Origin of the sequence: Catenulispora pinisilvae (assembly GCF_015356865.1) — a bacterium.
In the GTDB taxonomy this organism is placed as follows: domain Bacteria; phylum Actinomycetota; class Actinomycetes; order Streptomycetales; family Catenulisporaceae; genus Catenulispora; species Catenulispora pinisilvae.
This window is the reverse complement of sequence record NZ_JAAFZA010000181.1, coordinates 1-21726: the sequence shown is the minus strand read 5'-3', so window position 1 is coordinate 21726 and position 21726 is coordinate 1. Positions and strand designations below refer to the sequence as shown.

General features: G+C 72.1%; 21 protein-coding genes and 1 other RNA gene. 16 read left to right on the top strand and 6 right to left on the bottom strand.

From position 1 onward, the window contains the following. Window positions 1–892 (bottom strand): NADP-dependent oxidoreductase (locus IZR01_RS35550; RefSeq protein ID WP_194926396.1); only part of this gene is annotated, 892 nt, incomplete at its 3' end. Window positions 893–1014: 122 nt separating this feature from the next. On the opposite strand from IZR01_RS35550, the gene IZR01_RS35545 reads away from it, so the two are divergent. The 4 genes from IZR01_RS35545 to IZR01_RS35530 all read left to right on the top strand — a co-directional run bounded on the left by IZR01_RS35545 (window position 1015) and on the right by IZR01_RS35530 (window position 4214). Then, window positions 1015–1902, top strand: coding sequence for a Nif3-like dinuclear metal center hexameric protein (locus IZR01_RS35545; RefSeq protein WP_194896070.1), 888 nt, complete (start codon window positions 1015–1017; stop codon window positions 1900–1902). A gap of 84 nt (window positions 1903–1986) precedes the next feature. Next, the gene (locus IZR01_RS35540) at window positions 1987–2688 is read left to right on the top strand and encodes a zinc ribbon domain-containing protein (protein ID WP_228555060.1); all 702 of its coding nucleotides are present in this window, start codon (window positions 1987–1989) and stop codon (window positions 2686–2688) included. A gap of 7 nt (window positions 2689–2695) precedes the next feature. Further along, window positions 2696–3508 (top strand): histidine phosphatase family protein, encoded by an 813-nt coding sequence (locus tag IZR01_RS35535; RefSeq protein WP_194926395.1) that lies wholly within the window; start codon window positions 2696–2698, stop codon window positions 3506–3508. A 67-nt stretch (window positions 3509–3575) separates the two neighbouring features. Continuing rightward, on the top strand, window positions 3576–4214 hold the full coding sequence (locus tag IZR01_RS35530) for a hypothetical protein (protein WP_194896072.1): 639 nt from the start codon (window positions 3576–3578) through the stop codon (window positions 4212–4214). A 48-nt stretch (window positions 4215–4262) separates the two neighbouring features. Here the strand turns inward: IZR01_RS35530 and yaaA are convergent, their stop codons facing one another. Further along, the gene (yaaA, locus tag IZR01_RS35525) at window positions 4263–5072 is read right to left on the bottom strand and encodes a peroxide stress protein YaaA (protein ID WP_194896073.1); all 810 of its coding nucleotides are present in this window, start codon (window positions 5070–5072) and stop codon (window positions 4263–4265) included. 193 nt (window positions 5073–5265) lie between these two features. On the opposite strand from yaaA, the gene IZR01_RS35520 reads away from it, so the two are divergent. From IZR01_RS35520 to rnpB, 6 genes are all read left to right on the top strand, one after another. Continuing rightward, a complete protein-coding gene (locus tag IZR01_RS35520) occupies window positions 5266–5484 on the top strand; it encodes a hypothetical protein (protein WP_194896074.1) in 219 nt (72 codons plus the stop codon). A gap of 40 nt (window positions 5485–5524) precedes the next feature. Continuing rightward, window positions 5525–6577 (top strand): PadR family transcriptional regulator, encoded by a 1053-nt coding sequence (locus IZR01_RS35515; RefSeq protein ID WP_194896075.1) that lies wholly within the window; start codon window positions 5525–5527, stop codon window positions 6575–6577. A 142-nt stretch (window positions 6578–6719) separates the two neighbouring features. Next, window positions 6720–8336, top strand: coding sequence for an RNB domain-containing ribonuclease (locus IZR01_RS35510; RefSeq protein WP_228560924.1), 1617 nt, complete (start codon window positions 6720–6722; stop codon window positions 8334–8336). 6 nt (window positions 8337–8342) lie between these two features. Further along, a complete protein-coding gene (locus tag IZR01_RS35505) occupies window positions 8343–9050 on the top strand; it encodes a 4a-hydroxytetrahydrobiopterin dehydratase family protein (RefSeq protein WP_194926394.1) in 708 nt (235 codons plus the stop codon). Window positions 9051–9284: 234 nt separating this feature from the next. Beyond that, the gene (locus IZR01_RS35500; protein WP_194896077.1) at window positions 9285–9656 is read left to right on the top strand and encodes a VOC family protein; all 372 of its coding nucleotides are present in this window, start codon (window positions 9285–9287) and stop codon (window positions 9654–9656) included. 25 nt (window positions 9657–9681) lie between these two features. Further along, window positions 9682–10066, top strand: an RNA gene (rnpB, locus tag IZR01_RS35495) — RNase P RNA component class A. A gap of 178 nt (window positions 10067–10244) precedes the next feature. Here the strand turns inward: rnpB and IZR01_RS35490 are convergent. Further along, window positions 10245–10466, bottom strand: a complete 222-nt coding sequence (locus IZR01_RS35490; RefSeq protein WP_194926393.1) for a hypothetical protein — start codon at window positions 10464–10466, stop codon at window positions 10245–10247. Between the two features lie 77 nt (window positions 10467–10543). Continuing rightward, window positions 10544–12946, bottom strand: a complete 2403-nt coding sequence (locus IZR01_RS35485) for an ATP-binding protein (RefSeq protein ID WP_194926392.1) — start codon at window positions 12944–12946, stop codon at window positions 10544–10546. Between the two features lie 100 nt (window positions 12947–13046). On the opposite strand from IZR01_RS35485, the gene IZR01_RS35480 reads away from it, so the two are divergent. From IZR01_RS35480 to IZR01_RS35470, 3 genes are all read left to right on the top strand, one after another. Then, entirely contained in the window at window positions 13047–14063 is a 1017-nt protein-coding gene (locus IZR01_RS35480) for an NB-ARC domain-containing protein (protein ID WP_194926391.1), read from the top strand. A gap of 319 nt (window positions 14064–14382) precedes the next feature. Beyond that, on the top strand, window positions 14383–15165 hold the full coding sequence (locus IZR01_RS35475; protein ID WP_194926390.1) for a hypothetical protein: 783 nt from the start codon (window positions 14383–14385) through the stop codon (window positions 15163–15165). Window positions 15166–15204: 39 nt separating this feature from the next. Next, window positions 15205–15756 (top strand): YciI family protein, encoded by a 552-nt coding sequence (locus IZR01_RS35470; protein WP_194926389.1) that lies wholly within the window; start codon window positions 15205–15207, stop codon window positions 15754–15756. Here the strand turns inward: IZR01_RS35470 and IZR01_RS35465 are convergent. Together IZR01_RS35465 and IZR01_RS35460 are read right to left on the bottom strand one after the other, a co-directional pair. After that, entirely contained in the window at window positions 15729–16595 is an 867-nt protein-coding gene (locus IZR01_RS35465) for a response regulator (RefSeq protein ID WP_323747189.1), read from the bottom strand. The genes IZR01_RS35470 and IZR01_RS35465 overlap by 28 nt on opposite strands. Window positions 16596–16648: 53 nt before the next feature. Further along, a complete protein-coding gene (locus tag IZR01_RS35460) occupies window positions 16649–17878 on the bottom strand; it encodes a sensor histidine kinase (RefSeq protein ID WP_323746451.1) in 1230 nt (409 codons plus the stop codon). Window positions 17879–18022: 144 nt separating this feature from the next. On the opposite strand from IZR01_RS35460, the gene IZR01_RS35455 reads away from it, so the two are divergent. The 3 genes from IZR01_RS35455 to IZR01_RS35445 are packed head-to-tail and all read left to right on the top strand — an operon-like array spanning window position 18023 to window position 21470. Next, window positions 18023–19000 carry an ABC transporter ATP-binding protein gene (locus IZR01_RS35455; protein ID WP_194926398.1) on the top strand — a complete coding sequence of 326 codons (978 nt, stop codon included), beginning with the start codon at window positions 18023–18025 and terminating at the stop codon, window positions 18998–19000. Then, window positions 19000–20592: an ABC transporter permease subunit gene (locus tag IZR01_RS35450; RefSeq protein ID WP_194926387.1), complete on the top strand. Its 1593-nt coding sequence runs from the start codon at window positions 19000–19002 to the stop codon at window positions 20590–20592. Before IZR01_RS35455 ends, IZR01_RS35450 begins: the two co-directional genes overlap by 1 nt. Further along, window positions 20589–21470 carry an ABC transporter permease gene (locus IZR01_RS35445; RefSeq protein WP_323747188.1) on the top strand — a complete coding sequence of 294 codons (882 nt, stop codon included), beginning with the start codon at window positions 20589–20591 and terminating at the stop codon, window positions 21468–21470. The genes IZR01_RS35450 and IZR01_RS35445 overlap by 4 nt, the downstream gene beginning before the upstream one ends. Window positions 21471–21726: the final 256 nt, after the last annotated feature.

Below are 21726 nucleotides of genomic sequence, written 5' to 3'. Positions count from 1 at the left end.
CGCCCCCGGCGACCCGGGCCACCGCTCCCGCCGCCTCCGCCAGCGGCACCTCCTCCTCCACGAACACCCGCAGCGCCCCGCCGTCGACCTCCTTGGCCAGCGCCGTCAGCAGTTCGGCGGACGGCTGCACGACGAACGCCACCTCCTCGACCCCCGACTGCACCTTGCCGTGCTCGCGGGTGGCGCCGCGGGTGCTGACCGCCACGCCGCCGTCGTGGACCAGGTTCTTGTTGGCCTCGAAGGCCTGCGGGTCGGCCGAGACCAGGTCCACGAGCACGTCCACGCCCTGCGGGTACTCCTCGCCCCGGATCCGGCCGGCGACGTCCTGGGTCGTGGCGTCGACGGTGACCGCCGCGCCGAACAGGCCCAGGCGCACGCTCTCGTCACCGCGGGTCACGGCGACCACGCGGGCGTCGCGGGCCGCGGCCAGCTGGGTGAGGAAGGTGCCGACGCCGCCGGCGGCGCCGATCAGCAGCAGGCTCTGGCCGCCGCGGACCCCGGCGGCGTCCAGGATGCCCAGGGCGGTCATGCCGGCGGTGGGCAGGGCGGCCGCGGTCTTGAGCTCCACGGCGTCCGGGGCCGCGACCATCGGGCCGGCCTCGTCGACCACCACGTACTCGGCGTAGGTGCCGGCGGCGCGGCCGAAGACCGGGTCGCCGGGGGAGTAGCGGGTGACGCCGGGGCCGACGTTCTCGACCCGGCCGGCGAAGTCGACGCCCAGGACCAGCGGCAGCGGCGGGCGGCCGAAGGCGCCGGCGGCGATGGCCAGGTCCACCGGGTTCACCCCGGCGGCCTCGACGCGGACCAGCACCTGTCCCGGGCCGGCGGCGGGCTTGGGCAGGTCCAGTAGTTCGGGCGTGGCCCCGTAGTCCCTCACACCGACCGCGCGCATCTGTGCCTCCCAGGTCCTTCGCCGCGTCACACCCTTGAGACGAATCTGCGGCCGGAGGCGCCCGGGCGCGAGCCGGGTCGGTCAAACGGGGACGGCGGGCGCGGGCCGGTAGCCTACTGGGCATGCCACAGCCCGACTCCGCGCCTGCCGCGCCCGCCGCAGCCGCTCCCGCGCCGACCCTGCGTGACGTCGTCGCGATCCTGGAGCGGGTCTACGACCCCTCCTGGGCCGAGCCGTGGGACGCGGTCGGGCTGGTCTGCGGCGACCCGGACGCCCCGGTCCGCACCGTCGGCTTCGCCGTCGACCCAGTCGCGGCCGTGATCGAGGAGGCGTTGGAGCGTGGCGCCGACCTGCTGGTCACCCATCACCCGCTGTTCCTGCGCGGCGTCCACGGCGTTCCGGCGACCACCTTCAAAGGCCGCCTGGTCCACCAGCTGATCCGCGGCGGCACCGCGCTGTTCACCGCGCACACCAACGCCGACTCCGCCGACCCCGGCGTGTCGGACGCCCTGGCCCGGGCGCTGGACCTGCGCGACCTGCGTCCGCTGGAAGCCCGGGCCGGCAACCCGGAACTGGGCATCGGCCGGGTCGGCGAGCTGGCCGAGGCCGAGCCGCTGGCCCGGTTCGCCGCGCGGGTCGCGGCCGCGCTGCCGGCGACCGCCGGCGGGCTGCGGATCGCCGGGCACGCCGAGACGCCGGTGCGGCGGGTCGCGGTCTGCGGCGGGGCCGGCGACACGTTCTTCGACGCCGTGCGGGCCAGCGGCGCCGACGTCTATGTCACCGCCGACCTGCGCCATCACCCGGCCTCGGAGGCCGTGGAGGCCGGGGGCCCGGCGCTGATCGACGTGGCGCACTGGGCCAGCGAGTGGCCCTGGCTGGAGCACGCAGCTGAAACGCTGCGTACCGAGGTTGCCGCGGCCGGTACTCCCGGCGCCACCGGTACTAACATCGAGACATACGTCTCCACACTGATCACCGATCCGTGGGACGCGCAGCTGCCTTCGCGCTGAGCGCCGGACAGATCAAGAAAGACAAGTCAAGAGAGAGGCACTGCCCTGAACGCGAACCCCGCCGACCAACTCCGCCTGCTGGACATGCAGGGTCTGGACACCCGGCTGGCGCAGCTGGAGCACAAGCGCCGCACCCTGCCGGAGCTGGCCGAGGCCGAGAAGGTGGACCAGCGCCTGGCGGACCTGCGCGACGTCCTGGTCGCCGCCCAGACCGCCGAGGGCGACGTGGCGCGCGAGCAGAAGAAGGCCGAGGCTGACGTCGAGCAGGTGGTGAACCGCGCCGTCCGGGACCGGCAGATGTTGCAGTCCGGCCGCGGCTCGGCCAAGGACCTGGAGAACATCCAGCACGAGCTCCAGACCCTGGCCAAGCGCCAGTCCGACCTGGAGGACGTGGTCCTGGAGGTCATGGAGCGGCGCGAGACGGCGCAGAACCGGGTCACCGAGATGACCGTCCAGCGCGACGAGGCGCAGACCCGGCGCGACGAGGTGGCCGCGGCCATCGCCGAGGCCACCGGGGCGGTCGACCGGGACGTCGCCGCGGTCACCGCCGAGCGCGCCACCATCGCCGGCGTCCTGCCCGAGGACCTGCTGGCGCTGTATGAGCGGATCCGCGCGGCCGAGTTCGGCGTCGGCGCCGCGGCCCTGCGCCGCCGCCGGTGCGAGGGCTGCCAGCTGGAGCTGGACATCAGCGAGGTCAACGCGATCAAGGCGAAGCCGGCCGACGAGGTCGTGCGGCACGAGGCGTGCGGACGCATCCTGGTGCGCGTTCCGGACTCCGGGCTGTAGCCGGCCGATGGTGCGCGCGGATGGCTCGGACGGCTCGGGTAGCTCGCTCGGCTCGGGTAGTTCGGGCGGCTCGGATGGCTCGCTCGGCTCGGGCAGCTCGGATGTCTCGGGCAGCTCGGTCGCCGGCGGCGGTGCCGGACCCGACCCGAAGTCCCAGCCGAGCTGGTCCCCGGCCCCCGACCTCGGCCCGCCGACCACCCTCGTCCTGCTCCGGCACGGGGCCACCGCGCTCACCGCGGAGCGGCGCTTCTCCGGCGTCGGCGATCCGGAACTGTCCGCGGTCGGCCTCGGCCAGGTCGACGCCGTGGCCCGGCGGCTGGCCGGGCCGAGCGGCGTCGGCGGCATCGATGCCATCGACGTCATCGTCGCCTCGCCGTTGCGGCGCACCGTGCAGACCGCGCAAGCCGTCGCCGACGCCGTAGGCCTGCCGGTCGAGCTGGACCCAGGCTTCCGTGAGACTGATTTCGGGCTCTGGGACGGCCACAGCTTCGCCGAGGTGCGCGAACGCTGGCCGGCCGAGCACCGGGCCTGGCTGGCGTCCACGGCGGTCGCCCCGCCCGGCGGGGAGTCCTTCGACGCCGTGACCGAACGGGTCCTGGCGGCGCGCGCCGCCCTGCTGAAGCGGTACGAGCGCCGCACCGTCCTGGTCGTCTCGCACGTGACCCCTATCAAAACCCTGATCCGGGACGCGCTCGGCGCCCCGCTGGAAGCCCTGTACGCCATGGAACTCTCAGCGGCCTCGCTGTCCGTCCTCGCCTGCTACGCGGACGGCCGCGGCAGCATGCGCCTGTTCAACGACACCGCGCATCTGACCGGTTGAGGACAGGCCGAACGGATCTTCGCGGGCCTGCTTCACGGGGCGGTGATCGTGGATAGACTCCGGCCTCATGGAACGGATGGGCCCGCGGCGCGCGGGACACGAGGACGGGGATGAAACCGGCGCCGGGCGGACCGGTGCCGTCCGGGTCGCAGCGATAACCGTGGCGGCGATAGCCGCACTGGCCGGCTGCTCGGTGACGGTGCAGCCGAAGAACGCCGCCGCGTCCAGCCCGCTGTCCTCCTCCCCGACGCCCTCGGCCGCGTCCAGCCCGACGCCCAGCGCCACCGCGCCTTCCACGTCGGCCACGCCGACCCCGACGCCCTCCGACGTCGACCACACCGTGTGCGGCAACGTCCGCGACGCGCTGTCGACGCTTCAGGAGAAGCTGCCAGATCACAAGGACTCCGCCTCGCGCACCGCGCAGGACTACCGCAACGCCGGATATGCCTTGCGCACGCAGGCCAAGGACACCAAGAACTCGGACCTGAAGACGGCGCTGGAGAAGGTCTCCGCCGACTACCTGACGGTCGGTTCCGACGCCGCCAACCACGATTCCACCGAGGCCGATCTGGCCAAGGTCACGGACGCCTCGAAGCCGTTGAGCACGTTGTGCGGTGGCGGCGGCAGCTCCTCGGGCAGCGGTTCGACCACCGGCGGCTCGACCCCCAGCGGCTCGACCACCAGCAGCTCTTCCTCAGGTAACTGAGTCTCAGGTAGCTGAGTCTCAGCTAACCGAGTCTCAGGCAACCGAGTCTCAGGCGACTGAGTCCACCACGACGTCGATCGTCCAGGCCGTCCCGGGCCTGGACGGCGCCGCGGTCTCGGTCCGCAGCCCCAGGTCCTGCAACGCCTCGGCGAGTTCCTTGGGGGTGTCGACCACCACGTCGCCGACCAGCAGCGCCCGGGCCAGCCGGCCCTTCGTCGCCTTGTTGAAGTGGCTCACGACGCTGCGCTTGGGCACGCCGTCCACGATCCGCTCGTGCAGCACCCGCACGGTCGCCGTGCGCTCGGCGGCCGAGGCCGGGGCCTTCCACATCCCGGCGTACATCGACGACCGCAGATCCACCACCAGCCCGGACGCCACCGCCGGGGCCAACGCCGGGGTCAGCGCGGTCCGCCACAGCTTGGCCACCGGGCCGGCCTTGGGCAGGCTCACGCCGCCGGAGCAGCGGTAGGCCGGGATCGCGTCCGTCGGCCGCACCACGCCCCACAGGCCGGAGAACGTCAGCACCCGGGCTTCGGCACGCTCGAAGGCCGCCGGGTCGTCGCGCCGCAGCCCCGGCAGGTCCAGGGCGTCGTAGAGCACGCCGGTGTAGCGGTCGGCGGCCGGCAGCGTCGGCGCGGTCGCCAACTGCTTGTCCGCCTCCAGCTCCGCGGCCTGGTTCGGCGAGAGCCCCAGCACCTCCAGCGCCGTGCCCTGGCGGCCCTTGGCCACCCGGGCCAGCTCGGCCATCAGGGCTTTGCGGGTCTTGGCCAGCTGCGGGAAGGCCAGCGCGGCCAGGTCGACCGCCGGGCCGTCACCGGCCGGGGCCTTGCCCTCGGAGGGCGGGAGCAGGATCAGCACGGCGATCATTCTCCCGCATCCGGGCCGCTCCGGGGTCTGCCGCCCGGTGGTTCGCCCGAACCGGTTTCGCTCCGCTCTCCCTCCTCCTCTCCCTCGATCCGTGCGCCGGGCTTGCCGAACGACAGTTACCGATATATCGTTGAGCTATCGAAGAACAACACCGGAAGTCGTTCCACTCGAAGGGGAGATCGTGATGAACGAGGACCAGCGGCCGATCGCGGACTGTCGGGGATGGCGGCGCACCGAGCGCCGGACGCGGGCGGCCAAGGAGATCGAACTGGAAGTCCGGCGGCGCGAACGGCAGCGGGAACGGCGGTTCAGCAGCCGCGGGGACGGTTTCGACCGGGACCGCCTGCGCTGCCTGCCGGTGCTGCCGCTGGCTGCGCAGCCGGAGCGTCCGTCATATCGTTGAGAGGCGACGACTGTCGCCGATAGTGGGAGTGGAGGCCGCGATGGCCGAGGAACAGGACGACCAGCAGATCCGGGACGACCGGAACGATGGCGACGACGTCAGTGACAACGTCAGCGACGGCATCAGCGACGAGGTCGGCGACAACGTCAGCGACAACGGCGGCGACAACGGCGGCGATGTCATCAGCCCCGAGCAGAAGCTGCGCGCGAAGCTCGAGGCGCTGGAGGCCAAGAACCGCAAGCTGGAGCAGGCCCTGGGCCAGCGCGAGCGGGACCGCGAGCAGCGGCTCCAGGACGAGATCCGGGATCAGGCGGTCCGCGAGCACGCCGAGGAGCGGGCGGCCCGGCACCGCGAGGAGCGGGACGGCCGCCGCGGTGAGCGCGACGACCGCCGGGGCCCCCGGCGCGGCAGCGCCGGTCGCGGCGGCTTCAGCTGGACCTCGCCGGGCGCCCCGCCGCTGCCGCCCATGCCCCCGATGCCGCCGGGCGGTCCGCTGCCGCCGATCTCCGGCGCCGGCGGCACGTTCACCCCGTTCGACATCCTCGGCGGCCTCGGCGCGATGTTCGGCGGACCGGGCGGGCCGGGCGGACCGGGACCGCACAGCCGCGGCCGGCGGCACGGCGGCCGCAGCCGGGCCGGGCGCGGCGACGTGCGCATCACCGTGCTCATCCTGCTCGACGAGGGGCCGGCCAACGGCTACCAGCTGATGCAGGAGATCGAGCAGCGCACTAAGGGGGCGTGGAAGCCCAGCTCCGGGTCCGTCTACCCGGCGCTTCAGCAGTTGGAGGACGAGGGGATCGTCCAGACCACCGAGGGGGAGGGGCGCAAGATGTTCGCGCTCACCGATGAGGGGCGTACCTACGTGCGCGAGCACCGCGCCGAGTGGACCGCGCCCTGGGAGGGCGTCGAGGAGGAAGAGGGTCCCTCCGAGGAGGCCACCCGGATCCGCGACGTCATCGCCCAGCTGGCGATGGCCTACATGCAGGTCATCCAGGTCGGGACCGAAACCCAGCGGGCCGAGGCCTCGCGGGTGCTGGTCGGGGCCCGGCAGGCGCTGTACCGGATCCTGGCCGGGGACTTGTCAGAGGACTGACGGGACTGACGACCAGGTCCGCCCCGAGGATAGGCGATCATCGCCGCGGCCGCGGCCGCACGCGTGCCGCACCCGCGACGCCGCCGTGACGATGATCGCAGGACGCGTGCACCGGCCCACCGGCACCCCATAAGGTGCTGGCATGCCGCAAAGAGTGCTCACCGTCGAGGCCGCCGTCCCGGCCGCCGACCTGCGCGCGGGCTTCGACGCCGTCCGTGCCGAACTCCAGTTGCCCGGGCCCTATTCGGAGCAGGCCATGGCCCAGGCCGAGGCGGCGGCCAGGGCGCCGCGGATGCCGGCGGCGGACGCCACCGACCTGCCGCTGGTCACCCTGGACCCGGCGGAGTCGATGGACCTGGACCAGGCCATGCACCTGGAGCGGCGCGAGGGCGGCGGCTACCGGGTGCATTACGCGATCGCCGACATCGCGGCGTTCGTTGAACCCGGCGGCGTGCTCGATCTGGAGACGCACCGGCGCGGCGAGACGTACTACATGCCGGATATGCGCGTGCCGCTGCACCCGGAGATTTTGTCCGAGGGCGCGGCCTCGCTGCTCCCGGACCAGGACCGCCCGGCGCTGTTGTGGCAGATCGATCTGGACTCCAGCGGCGACACCACCGGCATCGAGGTGCGGCGGGCCCGGGTGCGCAGCCGGGCCAAGCTGAACTACCAGGACACCCAGGCCGCGCTCGACAACGGAACGGCCGACCCGGTCCTGCTGCTGCTGCGCGAGATCGGCACGCTGCGCCAGGACCGCGAGGCCGAGCGGGGCGGGATAAGCCTGAGCGTGCCGGCGCAGGCGGTGGTCGCGGACGGCGACAGCTGGTCGCTGGAGTACCGGACGCCGCTGCCGGTGGAGAACTGGAACGCGCAGATCTCGTTGCTGACCGGCATGGCCGCCGCCGAGCTGATGGTCTACGGCGAGATCGGGCTGCTGCGGACCATGCCCGACCCGCCGGAGTTCGCCTACCACCGGCTGCACCGGGTGGCCCGCGCGCTGAAGATCCGGTGGCCGGACGGTGTCAGCTACAGCGAGCTGATCCGCAAGCTGGACCCGGCGATCCCGGTGCACGCGGCGTTCTTGCAGGAGACCACGACGCTGATGCGCGGCGCCGGGTACACGGCCTTCGACGGCGGCGTGCCCGAGCAAGCCGGCCACTCGGCGCTGGCCACGACCTACGCCCACGTCACGGCTCCCTTGCGGCGCCTGGCGGATCGGTACGCGGGCGAGGTGTGCGTGGCTCTGTGCGCAGGGTCTGAGGTGCCCGATTGGGCCCGGTCGGAGCTGCCGAAGCTGCCGGCGGTGATGGAGGGCGCGGACCGGCGCGGGTCGGCGGTCGACCGGGAGTGCGTGGACCTGGTCGAGACGATGCTGCTGAAGGACCAGGTGGGCCAGGAGTTCGACGCGGTGGTCATCGACCTGAACGAGCGGATCGACTGGGACCACAACGGCAAGCCGGACGTCGGGATCGTGCAGCTGACCCAGCCGGCGGTGCGGGCCCGGTGCGACGGCCACGATCTGCCGCTGGGACAGGAGATCGAGGTGCGGCTGGCCGAGGCGAACGTGACGACGCGGCGGATACTGTTCGAGGCCACGGATCCGCGGTATACGGTGCGGGATCGGCCGGTGAAGAACAACAACAACGGCGGCGGTACCAACTCCAACAGCGGCGGCGGTACCAACTCCAACAGCGGCGGCGGCACCAACACCAACAGCGGTTCCGCTGCCGCGACATCCGAGAACGCTAATAAGGGGTGACGGGCGATGGCTGCTGAGGCGGAACGAGTCCTGCGGTATCGCGAGGCCTCCGAGGCGGTCGAGGCGATCGGCTGGCGCTACCTGCTCGGGACGCTCCGCACCGCGGTCGCCGTGGCGTCGCTGGCGCAGGGCAGCGAGGTCGTGGCCAAGGCCGTCGAAGCCTGCGCCTCCGAAGCCGATCGCCACCTGTGGTTCGACGTGCGGGCCGGCCGGGTCGTGCTGGTGCTCCAGTCCCTGGACGCGGCCGCGGTGACGAACCTCGACGCGGAGTTGGCCGGCCGGGTCTCGCTGGCGGTGCGCGAAGTAGGCCTGGAGACGTCACCGGACGTCGACAGCGCGGAGTCCCGGGCGGTGCAGCTGGTGGAGATCGGGGTGGACGCGCTGGACATCCCGGCGGTGCGGCCGTTCTGGAAGGCGGTGTTCGCCTACGTGGACGAGGTCCTGCCCGCCGGCCCGACCGACGCGCTGGTCGACCCGCAGCGTCAGGGCCCGGCGGTCTGGTTCCAGCAGATGGACGCCCCGCGCCCGCAGCGCAACCGCGTCCACTTCGACATCTGCGTCCCGCACGACGAGGCGCGGCGCCGGATCTCGGCGGGCCTGGCCGCCGGCGGGCGGCTGACGTATGACGCGGAGGCGCCGGCGTTCTGGGTGCTCGCCGATCCCGAGGGGAACGAGGTGTGCATCACGACGTGGCAGGGGCGGCAGCCGGATTAGGGCTCGTCAGGGCTCGGCGCACGGGGTTCGAGACCAGGCGCACGGAGTTCGCCAGCAGGCGCACAAGGTTCGAGGCCAGGCGCACAAGGCTCGCGGCCAGGCGCACAAGGCTCGCGGCCAGGCGCATCGAGCGGGCCGGCGGGGCACTGACTGGCGGGACTCGGGCCGGCGAATGCGCTTCGGACTCCGGGAATGGGCTTGCCCGGCCGGTGCGTACGCCACCAGAATCCGATCATGACTTCTCTCATCCGCCACGTGACCGTCGACTGCGCCGACCCCTACAAGCTGGCGTCGTTCTGGGCCCAGGTGTTCGACACCACCGTGCATCCCGAGGCTGAGCCCGGGGACGGCGAGGTCGGGCTGATCGACTCGCAACTGCTGTTCATCCAGGTGCCCGAGTCGAAGTCCGTCAAGAACCGCGTGCACATCGACCTCCAGCCGCAGGACCGGACCCGCGATGAGGAGGTCGAGCGGCTGCTCGCGATCGGCGCCGCCCTCGTGGCCGACTTCCGCAAGTCCGACGGCACCGGCTGGGCGGTCCTGGCCGACCCGGAGGGCAACGAGTTCTGCGTGGAGCGCAGCCGCGGCGAGCGCGGACAGGGATAGCTGTCGGCGTATACTGATCGCGCGGCGAGTCGGCGAGGCGATCGCGGCATCGGGCGACCGGTGTCGAGGAAAGTCCGGACTCCATAGGACAGGGTGGTTGGCAACACCAACCCGGGGTGACCCGCGGGACAGTGCCACAGAGAACAGACCGCCCGCCGTCAGGCGGGTAAGGGTGAAACGGTGAGGTAAGAGCTCACCAGCGCCCGGGGTGACCCGGGCGGCTAGGTAAACCCCACCCGGAGCAAGGTCAAGAGGGCCCGGGAAACCGGGCCTGCGCAGGTGTTCGAGGGCGGTCCGCCCGAGCCTGCGGGTAGACCGCACGAGGCGCGCGGCGACGCGCGTCCTAGATGGATGGTCGCCACTGTGCCTTCGGGCGCAGGACAGAATCCGGCTTAGGACCGGCTCGCCGCATGAGCTGCATCAACACGGTGATCTTGCCGGTTTTTTGTCAGTAGCAGGCGGTAACAGGCGGTAGCCGGAAGTACGCCGGTACCGCTGCGCGGCCGTCAGTCCGAACCGGAGTCCTCGCCGGCGGCGGCGATTCGTGCTGCTCGGTCGGTGTCGATCGACACGCGCGCTCGGTCGATCCTAAACCGACGGCGGCTGCCCGGACGACGCCACGATCTGTGCGGCCGCGTGGATCCGATCGTCGAACTGGCGTCGGTAGTCGGCCAGCGCCTGGGTGTGCTGCGCGATGTACTGCTGATCGTAGGCGTCCTGGACCGCGGTGGCGATGCCCATGAAGTTCGTGGCCTGCTTGCACGCCAGGTCGGTGCTCGCCTGCGCGATCTCGGCGGCCGAGTGGACCACCTGGTATACAAGGCCCTGGACGCCTACGAGGCGGCTGGCCGGCCCCCGCGCCGTCCGGACCTGGAATTTGAGGACATCTACATCCCGCCGACCGCGGCCTCTGCCAGCCGGTCCTGAGTACGTCTGACGTCCGTGCGCTTGCCCAGGCGCTGATAGATCTCCAGCGCCGCCTTCAGATTCTCAACCGCCTGCGCAGTCGCCCCGACGTGAAGATGGTGCTCGCCGATGCCCTCCAGGGAGATCGCTTCGTCGTCGGCCATGTTCCGCTCCCGGTTGATGACCAGGGCCTGCTGATAGAGAGACAGCGCGCGGTCGTGGTCGCCGAGTGCGGCGATGGTTGCCGCGTAGGAGTTCAGTGCCCAGCCCTCGTTGCCACGGCTGCCGATCTGCCGGTAGATCTCCAAGGACCGTTCGTGGACGTCCACCGCCCCTGAAAGGTCGCCGGTCCGATGTCGCACCCGCCCCAGGTTGTGCAGAGCCGCGGCCTCGCCGAGACGGCTGCCGATCTTCCGGAAGATCTCCAGCGCCCGCTCCAGGGCGTCCGCCGCTGCGGGATAGTCCCCGGTCCGGGACCGCAGTTCCCCCAGTTCAGTCAGGTTGATGGCCTCGCCGTGGGGGTTGCCGATCTGCCGGAAGATCTCCAGGGCTCGTTCCAGGGCGTCCGCCGCCGCGGGATAGTCCCCGATAGCGGACCGCACTTCCCCGAGGTTGGTTTGGGCGGCGGCCTCGCCGTAGCGGATGCCGAGCTGCCGGTAAATCCGCAGGGCCCCCTCCTGCGCGTCCGCCGCCCCGGGGTAGTCCCCGGTCATAAACCGGACCCGCCCCAGCCCGTTCAGAGCGGCGGCCTCGCCGCGGCGGTTGCCGAGCTGCCGGAAGATCTCCAGAGCCGGTTCCTGGACGTCCGCCGCTCCCAGATGGTCCCCGATCAGATACCGCACTTCCCCGAGTTCGAGCAGGACGACGGCCTCGCCGAAGCGGTTGCCGAGCTGCCGGTAGATCCGCAGAGCCGGCTCCAGGGCTTCGGCGGCCGCCGAATAAGCCCCCGCGATCCGCCGCAACCGACCCAAGTCGCTCAGGGCATCGGCGTGGGTGGCGGGCAGTCCGGAGCGGGCGGCGGTCTCGGCAGCTTGGTGGATCTGAAGCGCGCGGGGCCCGGGGCCGTCGGTGCGCAGGGTCTCCGCCAGGCCGGCGGCCAGCGCGGTGGTGTGGTGGTCGAGGTGACTGGTGTGAGCGTGGTTCCAGGCGGCTTCGAGATTCGGCAGTTCGGCGCGCAGCCAGGCCCGAGCGATGCCGGGATCGCCGAGGGCGGGGGCGTGGACGGGCGCCGGGCCGTCGGGTGCGGGTCGGGGCACGCGAGCGATGGTTACGGAGGCGGTTTGCGCACAGTGGGAGTAGTAGCTCAGAAGCCGGTCCATCGCCGTCTCGCGCTCGGCAGCGGGATCGACAGTGCCGGCGAGGGTGCTGGCGTGCAGGCGCAGCAGATCGTGGAGGCGGTAGCGGCCCGGCGCGATCTCGATCAGAAGGTTGTGGTCGACGAGGTCCTGAAGGACATCGTCGGCCGTGTCCGGGTCGGTATCCAGCAGCGCGGCGGCGGCATGGGCGTCGGCGTCCGGGCCGGGGACCAAGCTCAGATACCGGAACATGATCTGACAGTCATTGCCGAGGGACCGGTAGGAGAGGTCGAAGACCGTTGTGAGGTCTCGGTCGCCGTCGAAGAATGCCGTCAGGTCGGCGCGATCGGCACGATTGGCACGATTGGCACGGAGCCGGTCGGCAAGGTGCTGCAGGCTCCAAGAGCGCCGGCCGCGCAGGATCGCGCCGGCGATCCGCAGGGCCAGCGGCAGGCGTCCGCACAGTGCCACGATCTCCTCCAGGAGGGGGGCGTCCGCGGCGGCCCGGCCGGGAGTGGCGATACTGCAGAAAAGCGCAATCGCATCAGCGATCGGCAGGACGTCCAGGTTCAAGGGATAGGCATCGTCCAACCCCTTGAGGCGCAGGCGGCTGGTGATCAGAACCAGGCATCCGCCTGTGCCCGGCAACAGGGACCGGATCTGCTCTTCGCTGCCGGCATTGTCCAGTACCAACAGGGTGCGTGTGCCGGCCAGCCGGTCCCGGAACGCAGCGGCACGGGCCCCGGTCTCGGCCGGAATGCTTCCAGGCGGCATGCCGAAGGCTTGGAGGAATTCGACCAGTACGTCGCCGGGGTCCCGCGGTGTGCGTTCGTGAACACCTTGCAGGTCGACGAATAGCTGGCCGTCAGGGAATCGTTCGGTGAGTACGTGCGCGGCGTGCAGGGCCAGGGCGGTCTTGCCGACACCGCCCATGCCGTCGATGGCTGAGATCACCACAGTGCCCGGCACGCCGTCCGGCCCAGGGAGGCCTGCCAGCTCCAGCAGCTGGGCGAGCTCGTGTCCGCGTCCCGTGAACGCCCTGGTGTCCAAGGGAAGCTGGTTGAGCCGCGTGCCCGCCTGTTTGGCCACGCGGCTCCCGGTAGTCCCACCGCCGGCTGAGCGCCCGCCCAGGGCATGACTTTGAGCTTGTTTCAGGGCCGAACCGGGTTCACGGCCTTCGCGACGCAAGGTGCGAATCGTCTGCCCGGCCAGGTCAGCCGCGGCCGTGCTGTCGCCGGCCGCGGCGTCGGGCGAGCGCCACGTCGCGAACGCGGCGGCGATCTCGGCCATCGACGGTATGGCCGGGGTCGGCAAGACCCAACTGGCGTTGCACGCGGCGCACGAACTGGTACGCGGCGGCCGCTTCACCGACGCCCAGCTGTATGTGGACCTACGAGGGTTCGACGCCGACCATCCGCCAGTCGATCCGGCGGTGGTCCTCGAAACCTTCCTGCGCCAGCTGGGCGTGGCCGCCCAGCGCATACCGGCGGTACTGGAAGAGCGGGCGGCGATGTTCCGCGATCAGATGCACGGCAGGGACGCACTCATCCTGCTGGACAACGCCGCCGGCGAAGAGCAGATCCGAGCCCTGATTCCAGCCTCCCCGTCCTGTCTGGTGCTGGTGACCAGCCGCCGCAGTCTCGCCGGGCTGGAAACAGCGTCTCTGCACACGCTGGACGTGTTCAACCCTGCCGAGTCGGTCACACTTCTGGCGCGCATGGCCGGAAATGATCGAATCGCGGCCGAACCCGAGGCCGCAGCCGCGATCGCCGAGGCCTGCGGCTTCCTACCACTGGCGATCGCCTTGGCCGCGTCCCGACTGCGCGCACGGCCGACGTGGACGCTCGCCCATCTCGTCCACCGACTGCACGCACCAGGGCTCGATGTCTTCAGCGCCGGAAACCGAGCACTGCGCCCGATCCTGGACCTGTCCTACCGCGGGCTTCCCCCTTCCACCAAGTTCCTGTTCTGCACTCTGGGACTCCATCCAGGCGACGACTTCAGCGCCGCGGCCGCCGCGGCCACGGGCGGTACCAGCGCCACCGAGACCGACAGGATCCTGGAACGGCTCCAGGATGAACACCTGCTGCAGCGTACGGCGAGTAGGCGCTATCGCTTCCACGATCTGGTCCGTCGCTACGCTGCCGAACTCATCCACACGGAGCTGACTGCGGCAGAACGGATCACCGAAGGTGCCGGTACTTGACGCGATCGGAGATGTAGCCCGCGGACCGGGCGGATCGGGCGGACCGGGCATCCAGGGCCCGGCGGCGACGATCCACGCCGTGGCCCGGGCCCAGGTCGACGTGCTGCTGCTCGCCCCGACCGAGCCAAGCGCGGCCCCCGAGCCCGGCACAGCCCGGTTCGGTCCGCAGCCCACGGACATTGCCGGGCACCGCGCAGGCGTCCTCGTACCGGACGGACAATCCGATTCGGTGCCGGGGTCGTCGGCTGGGCGGATTTGGTCCACATTTCGGCGTGTGTGAGGATGAGGGCCTTTGTGTCCGAAACCGGGGAGCCTCACCATGCGTCGTCACGTCATCTTCATAGCCGCTGCGTCCGCGGCACTCGTCGCTCTGGCCGGGTGCTCGTCCGGTAGCAGCCAGAAAGCGGCCGCGCCCGCGGCAGCGTCGGCGCCGACGCAGCCCACGCAGCGCGCGCAGTCGACCCCCGGCCAAGCCGTCGGCACGGCCGCTCTGAAGGCGATGCTCCTGACCCCGGCCGAGGTCGGCACCGGGTGGACGGCCGCGCAGCCGGTGCAGACCAGCGACGGCGTCCCCATCGACACCCGCGACGTGGCGCTCACCTCCGGCGGCCCGGACTGCCAGGCCAGCGCGGATGTCGTCGGTGGCGTCCCGGCCTACAACACGCTGGCCGTGGCCGACACGGTGATCCAGAACGCGGGCGGGACCGGCGGTTTCGGGCAGATGCTGTCCGTCCTCAAGCCTGCCGACGCCGAGTACGTGGTGCCGCACCTGCGCGACACGGTCCGGGCTTGTGGCGGCGAGGTCGACTACACGCCCTGGTCGAACGCCTACCGGCTCGGCGGCGCCAAGGACGGCCAGAAGTACACGATCACCGGCGTGGACTCCCCGAACCTGGGCGACGACTCCGCCTCCTTCAGCATCAGCCTGCTGGACGCGGCCCCCGGCCCCGACGGTGAGCCGGCCACCGCGGTTATGACTGTGGTGCGCGTCGGCTCGGTCGTCGGGTACTACTGGCGCATGGGCTACACGCCGGCGAACGATGTCGTCACCACGGCCGTGGCCAGGCTCAAGCAGAGTGTCGGCGCCGCTGCGGGTGCCTGAGTCACGCGCAGTGAAGACCGGGTAGTGAAGACTGCCCGCATGGATTTCTTCTGCTACCACCGCGACCGTGCCGAATCGCTGGACCTGCGCATGGAACTCCTGGAAGACCACTGGTCCTACATGGACCGGTTCGCGCAGGAGATGATCGCGCGCGGGCCGACGTTCGTGGGGCAGGACGAGGTCCCGACCGGGAGCGTGCACATGCTCAGCTTGCCCGACACCGCCGCGGCGCGTGCCTTCGCCTTCGACGAGCCCGGCTATCAGGCGGGTGTCTACCGGGACGTGATGCTGCGGCGGTGGCGGAACGACCTCGGGCGCACCATGTGGGAGTTCCCCGGCGGGGCGCCCGAGGGCGACGGGTATCTCGTGCTGGGGCTGGGGGAGGCGCGGCCGGTCGGCGAGGTTCCCGCGGTGCCGGATGTCAAGGGTCTGATCACCTTCGGGCCGCTGTTGTCGGACGACGGCGAGCGGTGGCTCGGCACGATCGCCATGGTGCGTGCCGAGAGCTCCGAACAAGCGCGGGATGCGTTGCCTGGCAACGACTACGCCGAAGTCGAAGTGCATCAGTGGCGCTTCGGCGGACGCTCCTGACCGTCGCCGCGCGGCACCACCAGCCCGGACTCGTACGCCGCGACCACCGCCTGCGTCCGATCGCGCAGCCCGAGCTTGGTCAGGATCCGGCTGACGTGGGTCTTCACGGTCTCGTCGGTGACGACCAGCTCGGCGGCGATCTCCGGGTTCGACAGCCCGCGGGCCAGCAGGAGCAGGACTTCGGTCTCGCGCGGGGTGAGGGCGATCAGGCCCTGGCCCGGAAGGCCAGGCTGCCTGGCGATGCCGGGTAGCGCACCGAGGCCCGGTTGCCCTGCGGTGCCCGGTTGCCCTGCGACGCCGGGTTGCCCTGCGGTGCCCGGCCGCCCAGCCAGGCCCGGCGAGTGCCGCGCATCACCGGTTGCCGTTGCCGTTGCCGGGCTCACGGCCGGGCTCCCGGGGCTCCCACCCGACGGCCGCAACCGGGCGAACTCGCTGATCAGCCGCCGCGTCACCCCGGGCGCCAGCAGCGCCTCCCCGGCCGCCACCACCCGCACCGCCTCGAAAAGCCGCTCGGCGGTGGCGTCCTTCAACAGGAAGCCGCTGGCCCCGGCGGACAGCGCGTCGTAGACGTAGCTGTCGAGGTCGAAGGTCGTGAGAATCAGGATCCTGGGTCCCCCGCCACCCCGCGCCTCCGCCTCCGCGACCACCTGGCGCGTCGCCTCGATGCCGTCCGTCCCGGGCATGCGAACGTCCATCAGCACCACATCCGGCCCGACTTCGGCGCATAGCCGCACGGTCTCCGCGCCGTCGGCGGCAGTCCCCACGACCTCGAAATCTCGCTGCGTCGCCAGCAACGCGGCGAACCCCGTACGCACCACGAGGTGGTCATCGGCGATCACGATCCGGATCGGCGGCGTGGGTGGCGTAGCGGGCGCGGTTGGAACAGGCGATGTCACAGCGCACCCCCGTCGGATCCGTCCGCCGAACCGGCCGGCAACTCCGCCTCGACCAAGAACCCGCCGGTCGGCGATGGCCCCGCCGCAAGCCTGCCACCCACCGCCGCAGCCCGCTCCCGCATTCCCGCCACCCCGTGTCCGGCCGTCCCCGCCATACCTACATCAGCGACCTGATCCGCCTGATCCGTATCCCGAGCCGGCCCCGGTCCACTGTCCCGGATCCGCAGGAACAGCGTCTCGGCCGTGAACCGCAGCTCCACATCCACCGGCGCCCCCCGAGCGTGCCGGCGCGCATTCGTCAGCGCCTCCTGCGTGATCCGGTACGCCGCCAACTCCACCCCCGGATCCAACGCGGCCGGCGTCCCGGACACGATCAGCCGCGTCGTCGCGCCCGACGTGCCGCGGGCCGCGTCCACCAACGTCAGCAACTGGTCCAGCCCCGGCTGCGGATGCCGCTCCTCGCTCAGGTCCGCCGGACCCGCGTCCTCGCGCAGCACCCCCAGCAAGCGCCGCATCTCGGTCAGCCCGGCGCGCGCCGTGTCGCCGATCGCCAGCAGCCGCTCGGCTCCGGCCGGCGGCATCCCGGGCGTGGCCAGGCGTGCGGTCTCGGCCTGCACCGCGATCATCGAGATGTGGTGCGCCACGACGTCGTGCAGCTCCCGCGCGATCCGGGCCCGCTCGCCGCGTGCGGTGTGCTCGACCAGCGAGCGGGCCACGGCCTCCCGCGCCGCCTGGTGGATACGGGCCTCGGCCCGCGCGTGCGCCGCGTTGCCGGCGAAGACCGCTGCCGGGGCGAGGGCGGTCAGCAGGACTGCGACCACTCCCGCATCGGAGTTGCGCGACTCGCACAGCGCGATCACCGGGAACGGCAGCGACAGTACGACAGCCGCGATTCGCAGCCATCGCTGTTGTCGTGCCTCCGCGCCGCCCAGCCGATACATCGCCAGGACCACCGCCGCCGCCGACGCCACCGGCAGCGTCCCGGTGATCGTCAACGCCAGCACCGCGGCCGCGACCACCGCGCTCGCCGCCCCGAACACGCCGAGGAACCCCAGCGGCGCCGTCGCGCACAAGGCCAGGAACACCGATGTCAGCAGCACCCCCGACGAGCCGGTCCGATGTACTGCCCCGCGGATCACCGTTTCCAGGAGCGCCGCACCGGCCAGCCACGGCATCGCACCGTGAACCGTCTCTTCGCCCCGTCCGGCGCCGTGTTCCTGAAGCACGGTGCCTATTCTGATCGACCCCGCGCCCCGCGCACCTCCCCCGAGGCAGCGACAGCCGTCCCCCACGCGGGGGACGCCCTAGACCGCTCGCTCGCGGGACGATTCCCGCACCACCGGCTTCCTAGCCTTCAGGACATGACAGCCATGACAACCGGCACCGCCAATCCACCGCCCGCCATAGCGGTTCAAGCTCTGCGTAAGCGCTTCGGCGCGACCGCTGCCCTCGACGGCATGTCCTTCGACGTCGCCGCCGGGAAGGTCACCGGTTTCGTCGGGCCGAACGGGGCCGGCAAGACCACGACGATGCGCGTCATCCTCGGCCTGGACGCGCCGGACGAGGGCCGGGCGCTGATCGGCGGCGTCCCCTACGGCAAACTGCGCCGGCCGCTGGGCCACATCGGCGCGCTGCTCGACGCCGCCGCGCTCCAGCCCGGTCGCAGCGCCCGCAACCACCTGCTGTGGCTGGCGCACTCGCAGGGCCTGGGCGCCAAGCGGGTCGACGAGGTGGTCGCCGCCTCGGGCCTGGCCAGCGCGATCAAGCGCAAGGCCGGCGGCTACTCCCTCGGGATGCGCCAGCGGCTCGGCATCGCCGCCGCCATGCTCGGGGACCCGCCGGTGGTGATGCTCGACGAGCCGTTCAACGGCCTGGATCCCGAGGGCATCTTCTGGATCCGCGGCTATCTGAAGGCGCTGGCCGCCGAGGGCCGCGCGGTGCTGGTGTCCAGCCACCTGATGAGCGAGCTGGAAGGCTGCGCGGACCACCTGGTCGTGGTCGGGCGCGGGAAGATGATCGCGGACACCGGCGTGGCCGAGCTGATCGCCCGCTCCTCGGGCGGGCGCGTGGTGCTGCGGACGGGGGCGCGCGCCGAGGCCACGACCGCGCTGGCCGAGGCCGGCGGGACCGTCGCGGTGACCGGGCCGGACACGCTGACCGTGGACGGCCTGAGCTCCGAGGAAGCTGTCAGGATCCTGAACGCCGACGGGGTCCCGTTCGCCGAGTTGTCCGCGCATCGCGCCTCGTTGGAAGAGGCCTATATGGACCTCACCCGCGACTCGGTCGAGTTCCGGGCCGCGACGACCCAGACGTCGACCCAGGCATCGGCATCAGGGGAGGTGGCCTGATGTCTGGCCGTGACGGCTTCGGCCGACTTGTCCACGCCGAGTGGACCAAGCTGCGCACGGTGCGCGGCTGGGTGATCGGGCTGGTGCTGGCCGCGTTCCTGACGGTCGGTTTCGGCATGCTCGGTCCGATGGGCAGCCAGATCGCCTGCGACCATGTCAACGACGCCCCCACCCACTCCTGCCACATGAGCGGCCCGCCGAAGGACGCCACCGGCCAGGAGGTCGACGACCAGTCCACGTTCGTGCACCGCACGCTGACCGGCGACGGCAGCGTCACCGCGCGCCTGACCGCGTTCGGTGGCCTGTACTCGCCGGACGGCGGCGGCTCTGGCGACCCGTCCAACCCGACCGCCGGGATGACCTCGGGGCTCCAGCCGTGGTCGAAGGCCGGGATCCTGGTCAAGGACGGCACGGCCACCGGTTCCCCCTACGCCGCGGTGCTGGCCACCGGGACCCACGGCGTGCGGATGCAGTACGACTACACGCACGACACCGCCGGGCCGAACGTCGCCGTCACCTCCGGCGCGCCGCGCTGGCTGCGCCTGACCCGCGCCGGTGACACGCTGACCGGCTACGAATCCGCCGACGGCGCCACCTGGACCGAGATCGGCACCGCGGACCTGGCGAACCTGCCGCAGAGCGTGCAGGTCGGGGTGTTCACCACCTCGCCGGACTTCGCCGTCGTCAAGAGCTCCTTCGGCGGCAGCTCCACCAACACCGGCCCGAGCCTGGCCACCGGCACCTTCGACCAGATCGCGGTGACCGGGCAGACCGCAGGGGACTGGACGGTCCCGGCGATCGGCAGCGCCGCTGCCGCCGACGGCGGCCCGGGCGCGTTGCAGGGACCGGAGGCGGTGGCGGGCGCGGTGCCGAGCGGCACCGGCGGCTTCACCGTCACCGGCACCGGCGACATCGCGCCCTCGGCCCCGGGCGAGGGGGCGGGCAAGACGCCGGAGAGCTCCCTGGCCGGCACCTTCGGCGGGCTGATCGCGGTGATCGTGGTCGCCGCGCTCACCATGACCTCCGAGTATCGCCGAGGCCTGATCCGCACCTCGCTGGCGGCCAGCCCGCGACGCGGCCGGCTGCTGGCGGCCAAGGCGGTGGTGCTGGGCGGGGTGTCGTTCGCGGTCGGGCTGGTGGCCGCGGGGATCGCGGTCCCGGCGGTGACGGCGGTGGAGCACAGCAAGCGGATGTACGTGTACTACGCCTCGACCCAGACCGAGATCCGCATGGTGGTCGGCACGGCCGCGTTGCTGGCCGTCTCGGCGGTGTTCGCGCTGGCCGTGGCCACCATCGTGCGGCGCGGCGCGGCGGCCGTGGCGGCGGTGATCGTCGCGATCATCCTGCCCTACATCCTGGCGGTCGCCTCGGTCCTGCCGGCCGGAGCGGCGGAATGGCTGGCTCGGGTCACGCCCGCGGCCGCGTTCGCGGTGCAGCAGACGGTGACGGCTTGGCCGCAGGTCTCGGCGTCCTACACGCCGACGAACGGATACTTCCCGCTCTCGCCGTGGGCCGGACTGGGCGTGCTGTGCCTCTACGCGGCCGCCGCCTACGCCGTCGCGCACCGGCTGCTGCGCCGGAGGGACGCGTGAGCGGCGCTGGGACGAGCGGCGCTGGGACGAGCGGCGGCGAGCCGAGCAACGCTGGGACGAGCAGCGCCAGGACGAGCGGCGCCAGGACGAGCAGCGGCGGGAGCGTGTTCGCCGACGCTCTACACGCCGAGTGGACCAAGCTGCGCACCGTCCCGGGCACCGCATGGCTCCTGGCCGCGGCCGTAATGCTCACCCTCGCCCTGAGCGCGATCTCGTCGTCCACCGTGACCTGCGACGGAACCGGCTGCGGCGAGGACCCCGCGAAGGTCGGCCTGCTCGGCGTCCTGGCCGGGCAGGCGGTGGTCGCGGTGCTGGCTGTGCTGGCCGTGGGGGAGGAGTACGGCACCGGGATGATCCGCCTGACGTTCGCCGCGATGCCCCGGCGCGAGGCGGTGCTGGCGGCCAAGGCCACGGTGGTCGCGGCCGTGACGGCGGCCGCCGGGCTGCTCGCGGTCCTCGCCTCGGCGCTCATCGCGCTGGCGCTACTCCCCGCCAACGGCTTCACGGCGGCCAACGGCTACCCCCACCTCGCCGGCGGCGCGACCCTGCGCGCCGCCTTCGGCTCAGTGCTCTACCTGGTACTGATCGCCCTGCTCGCGGTCGGCGTCACGGCCCTGCTCCGGGACTCGGCAGCCGCGGTCGGGACGGTGCTCGCTCTGCTGTACCTGTTCCCGATCCTGGCCCAGGTCATCTCGAACCCGGACTGGCACCGGCACGCGATGCAGCTCTCGCCGATGCAGGCCGGGCTGGACGTGCAGACCACGATCGACCTGGCCGGCCAGCCGCTGTCGCCCTGGCAGGGGCTCGGGGTGCTGGCGGCGTGGGCGTTCGGGCTGCTCGGGATCGGCGGGGTGGTGATGCGGGTGCGGGACGCTTAGCGGGCTTGGCCGGTGTGCGGCGGGTGCGGTGGGCTGGTATGCGGCGGGCTGAAATGCGGCGGGCTGAGATGCGGGATGCGCCCGCCGCATACCTCAGGGTCCTGCGCGCCGGGGTTGCCTGCCGCTGCTTGGACCTGTGGGGGGTTCGGGGGTTCGGATCGTTTTTGGGGGATGGAGTTTGCGGGCCGGGCTGCGGTTGGTTTGTTGGTTTTAAATGCTTTTTACGGCCTTCGGTTATGGTTGTGCCGGTTCGGGG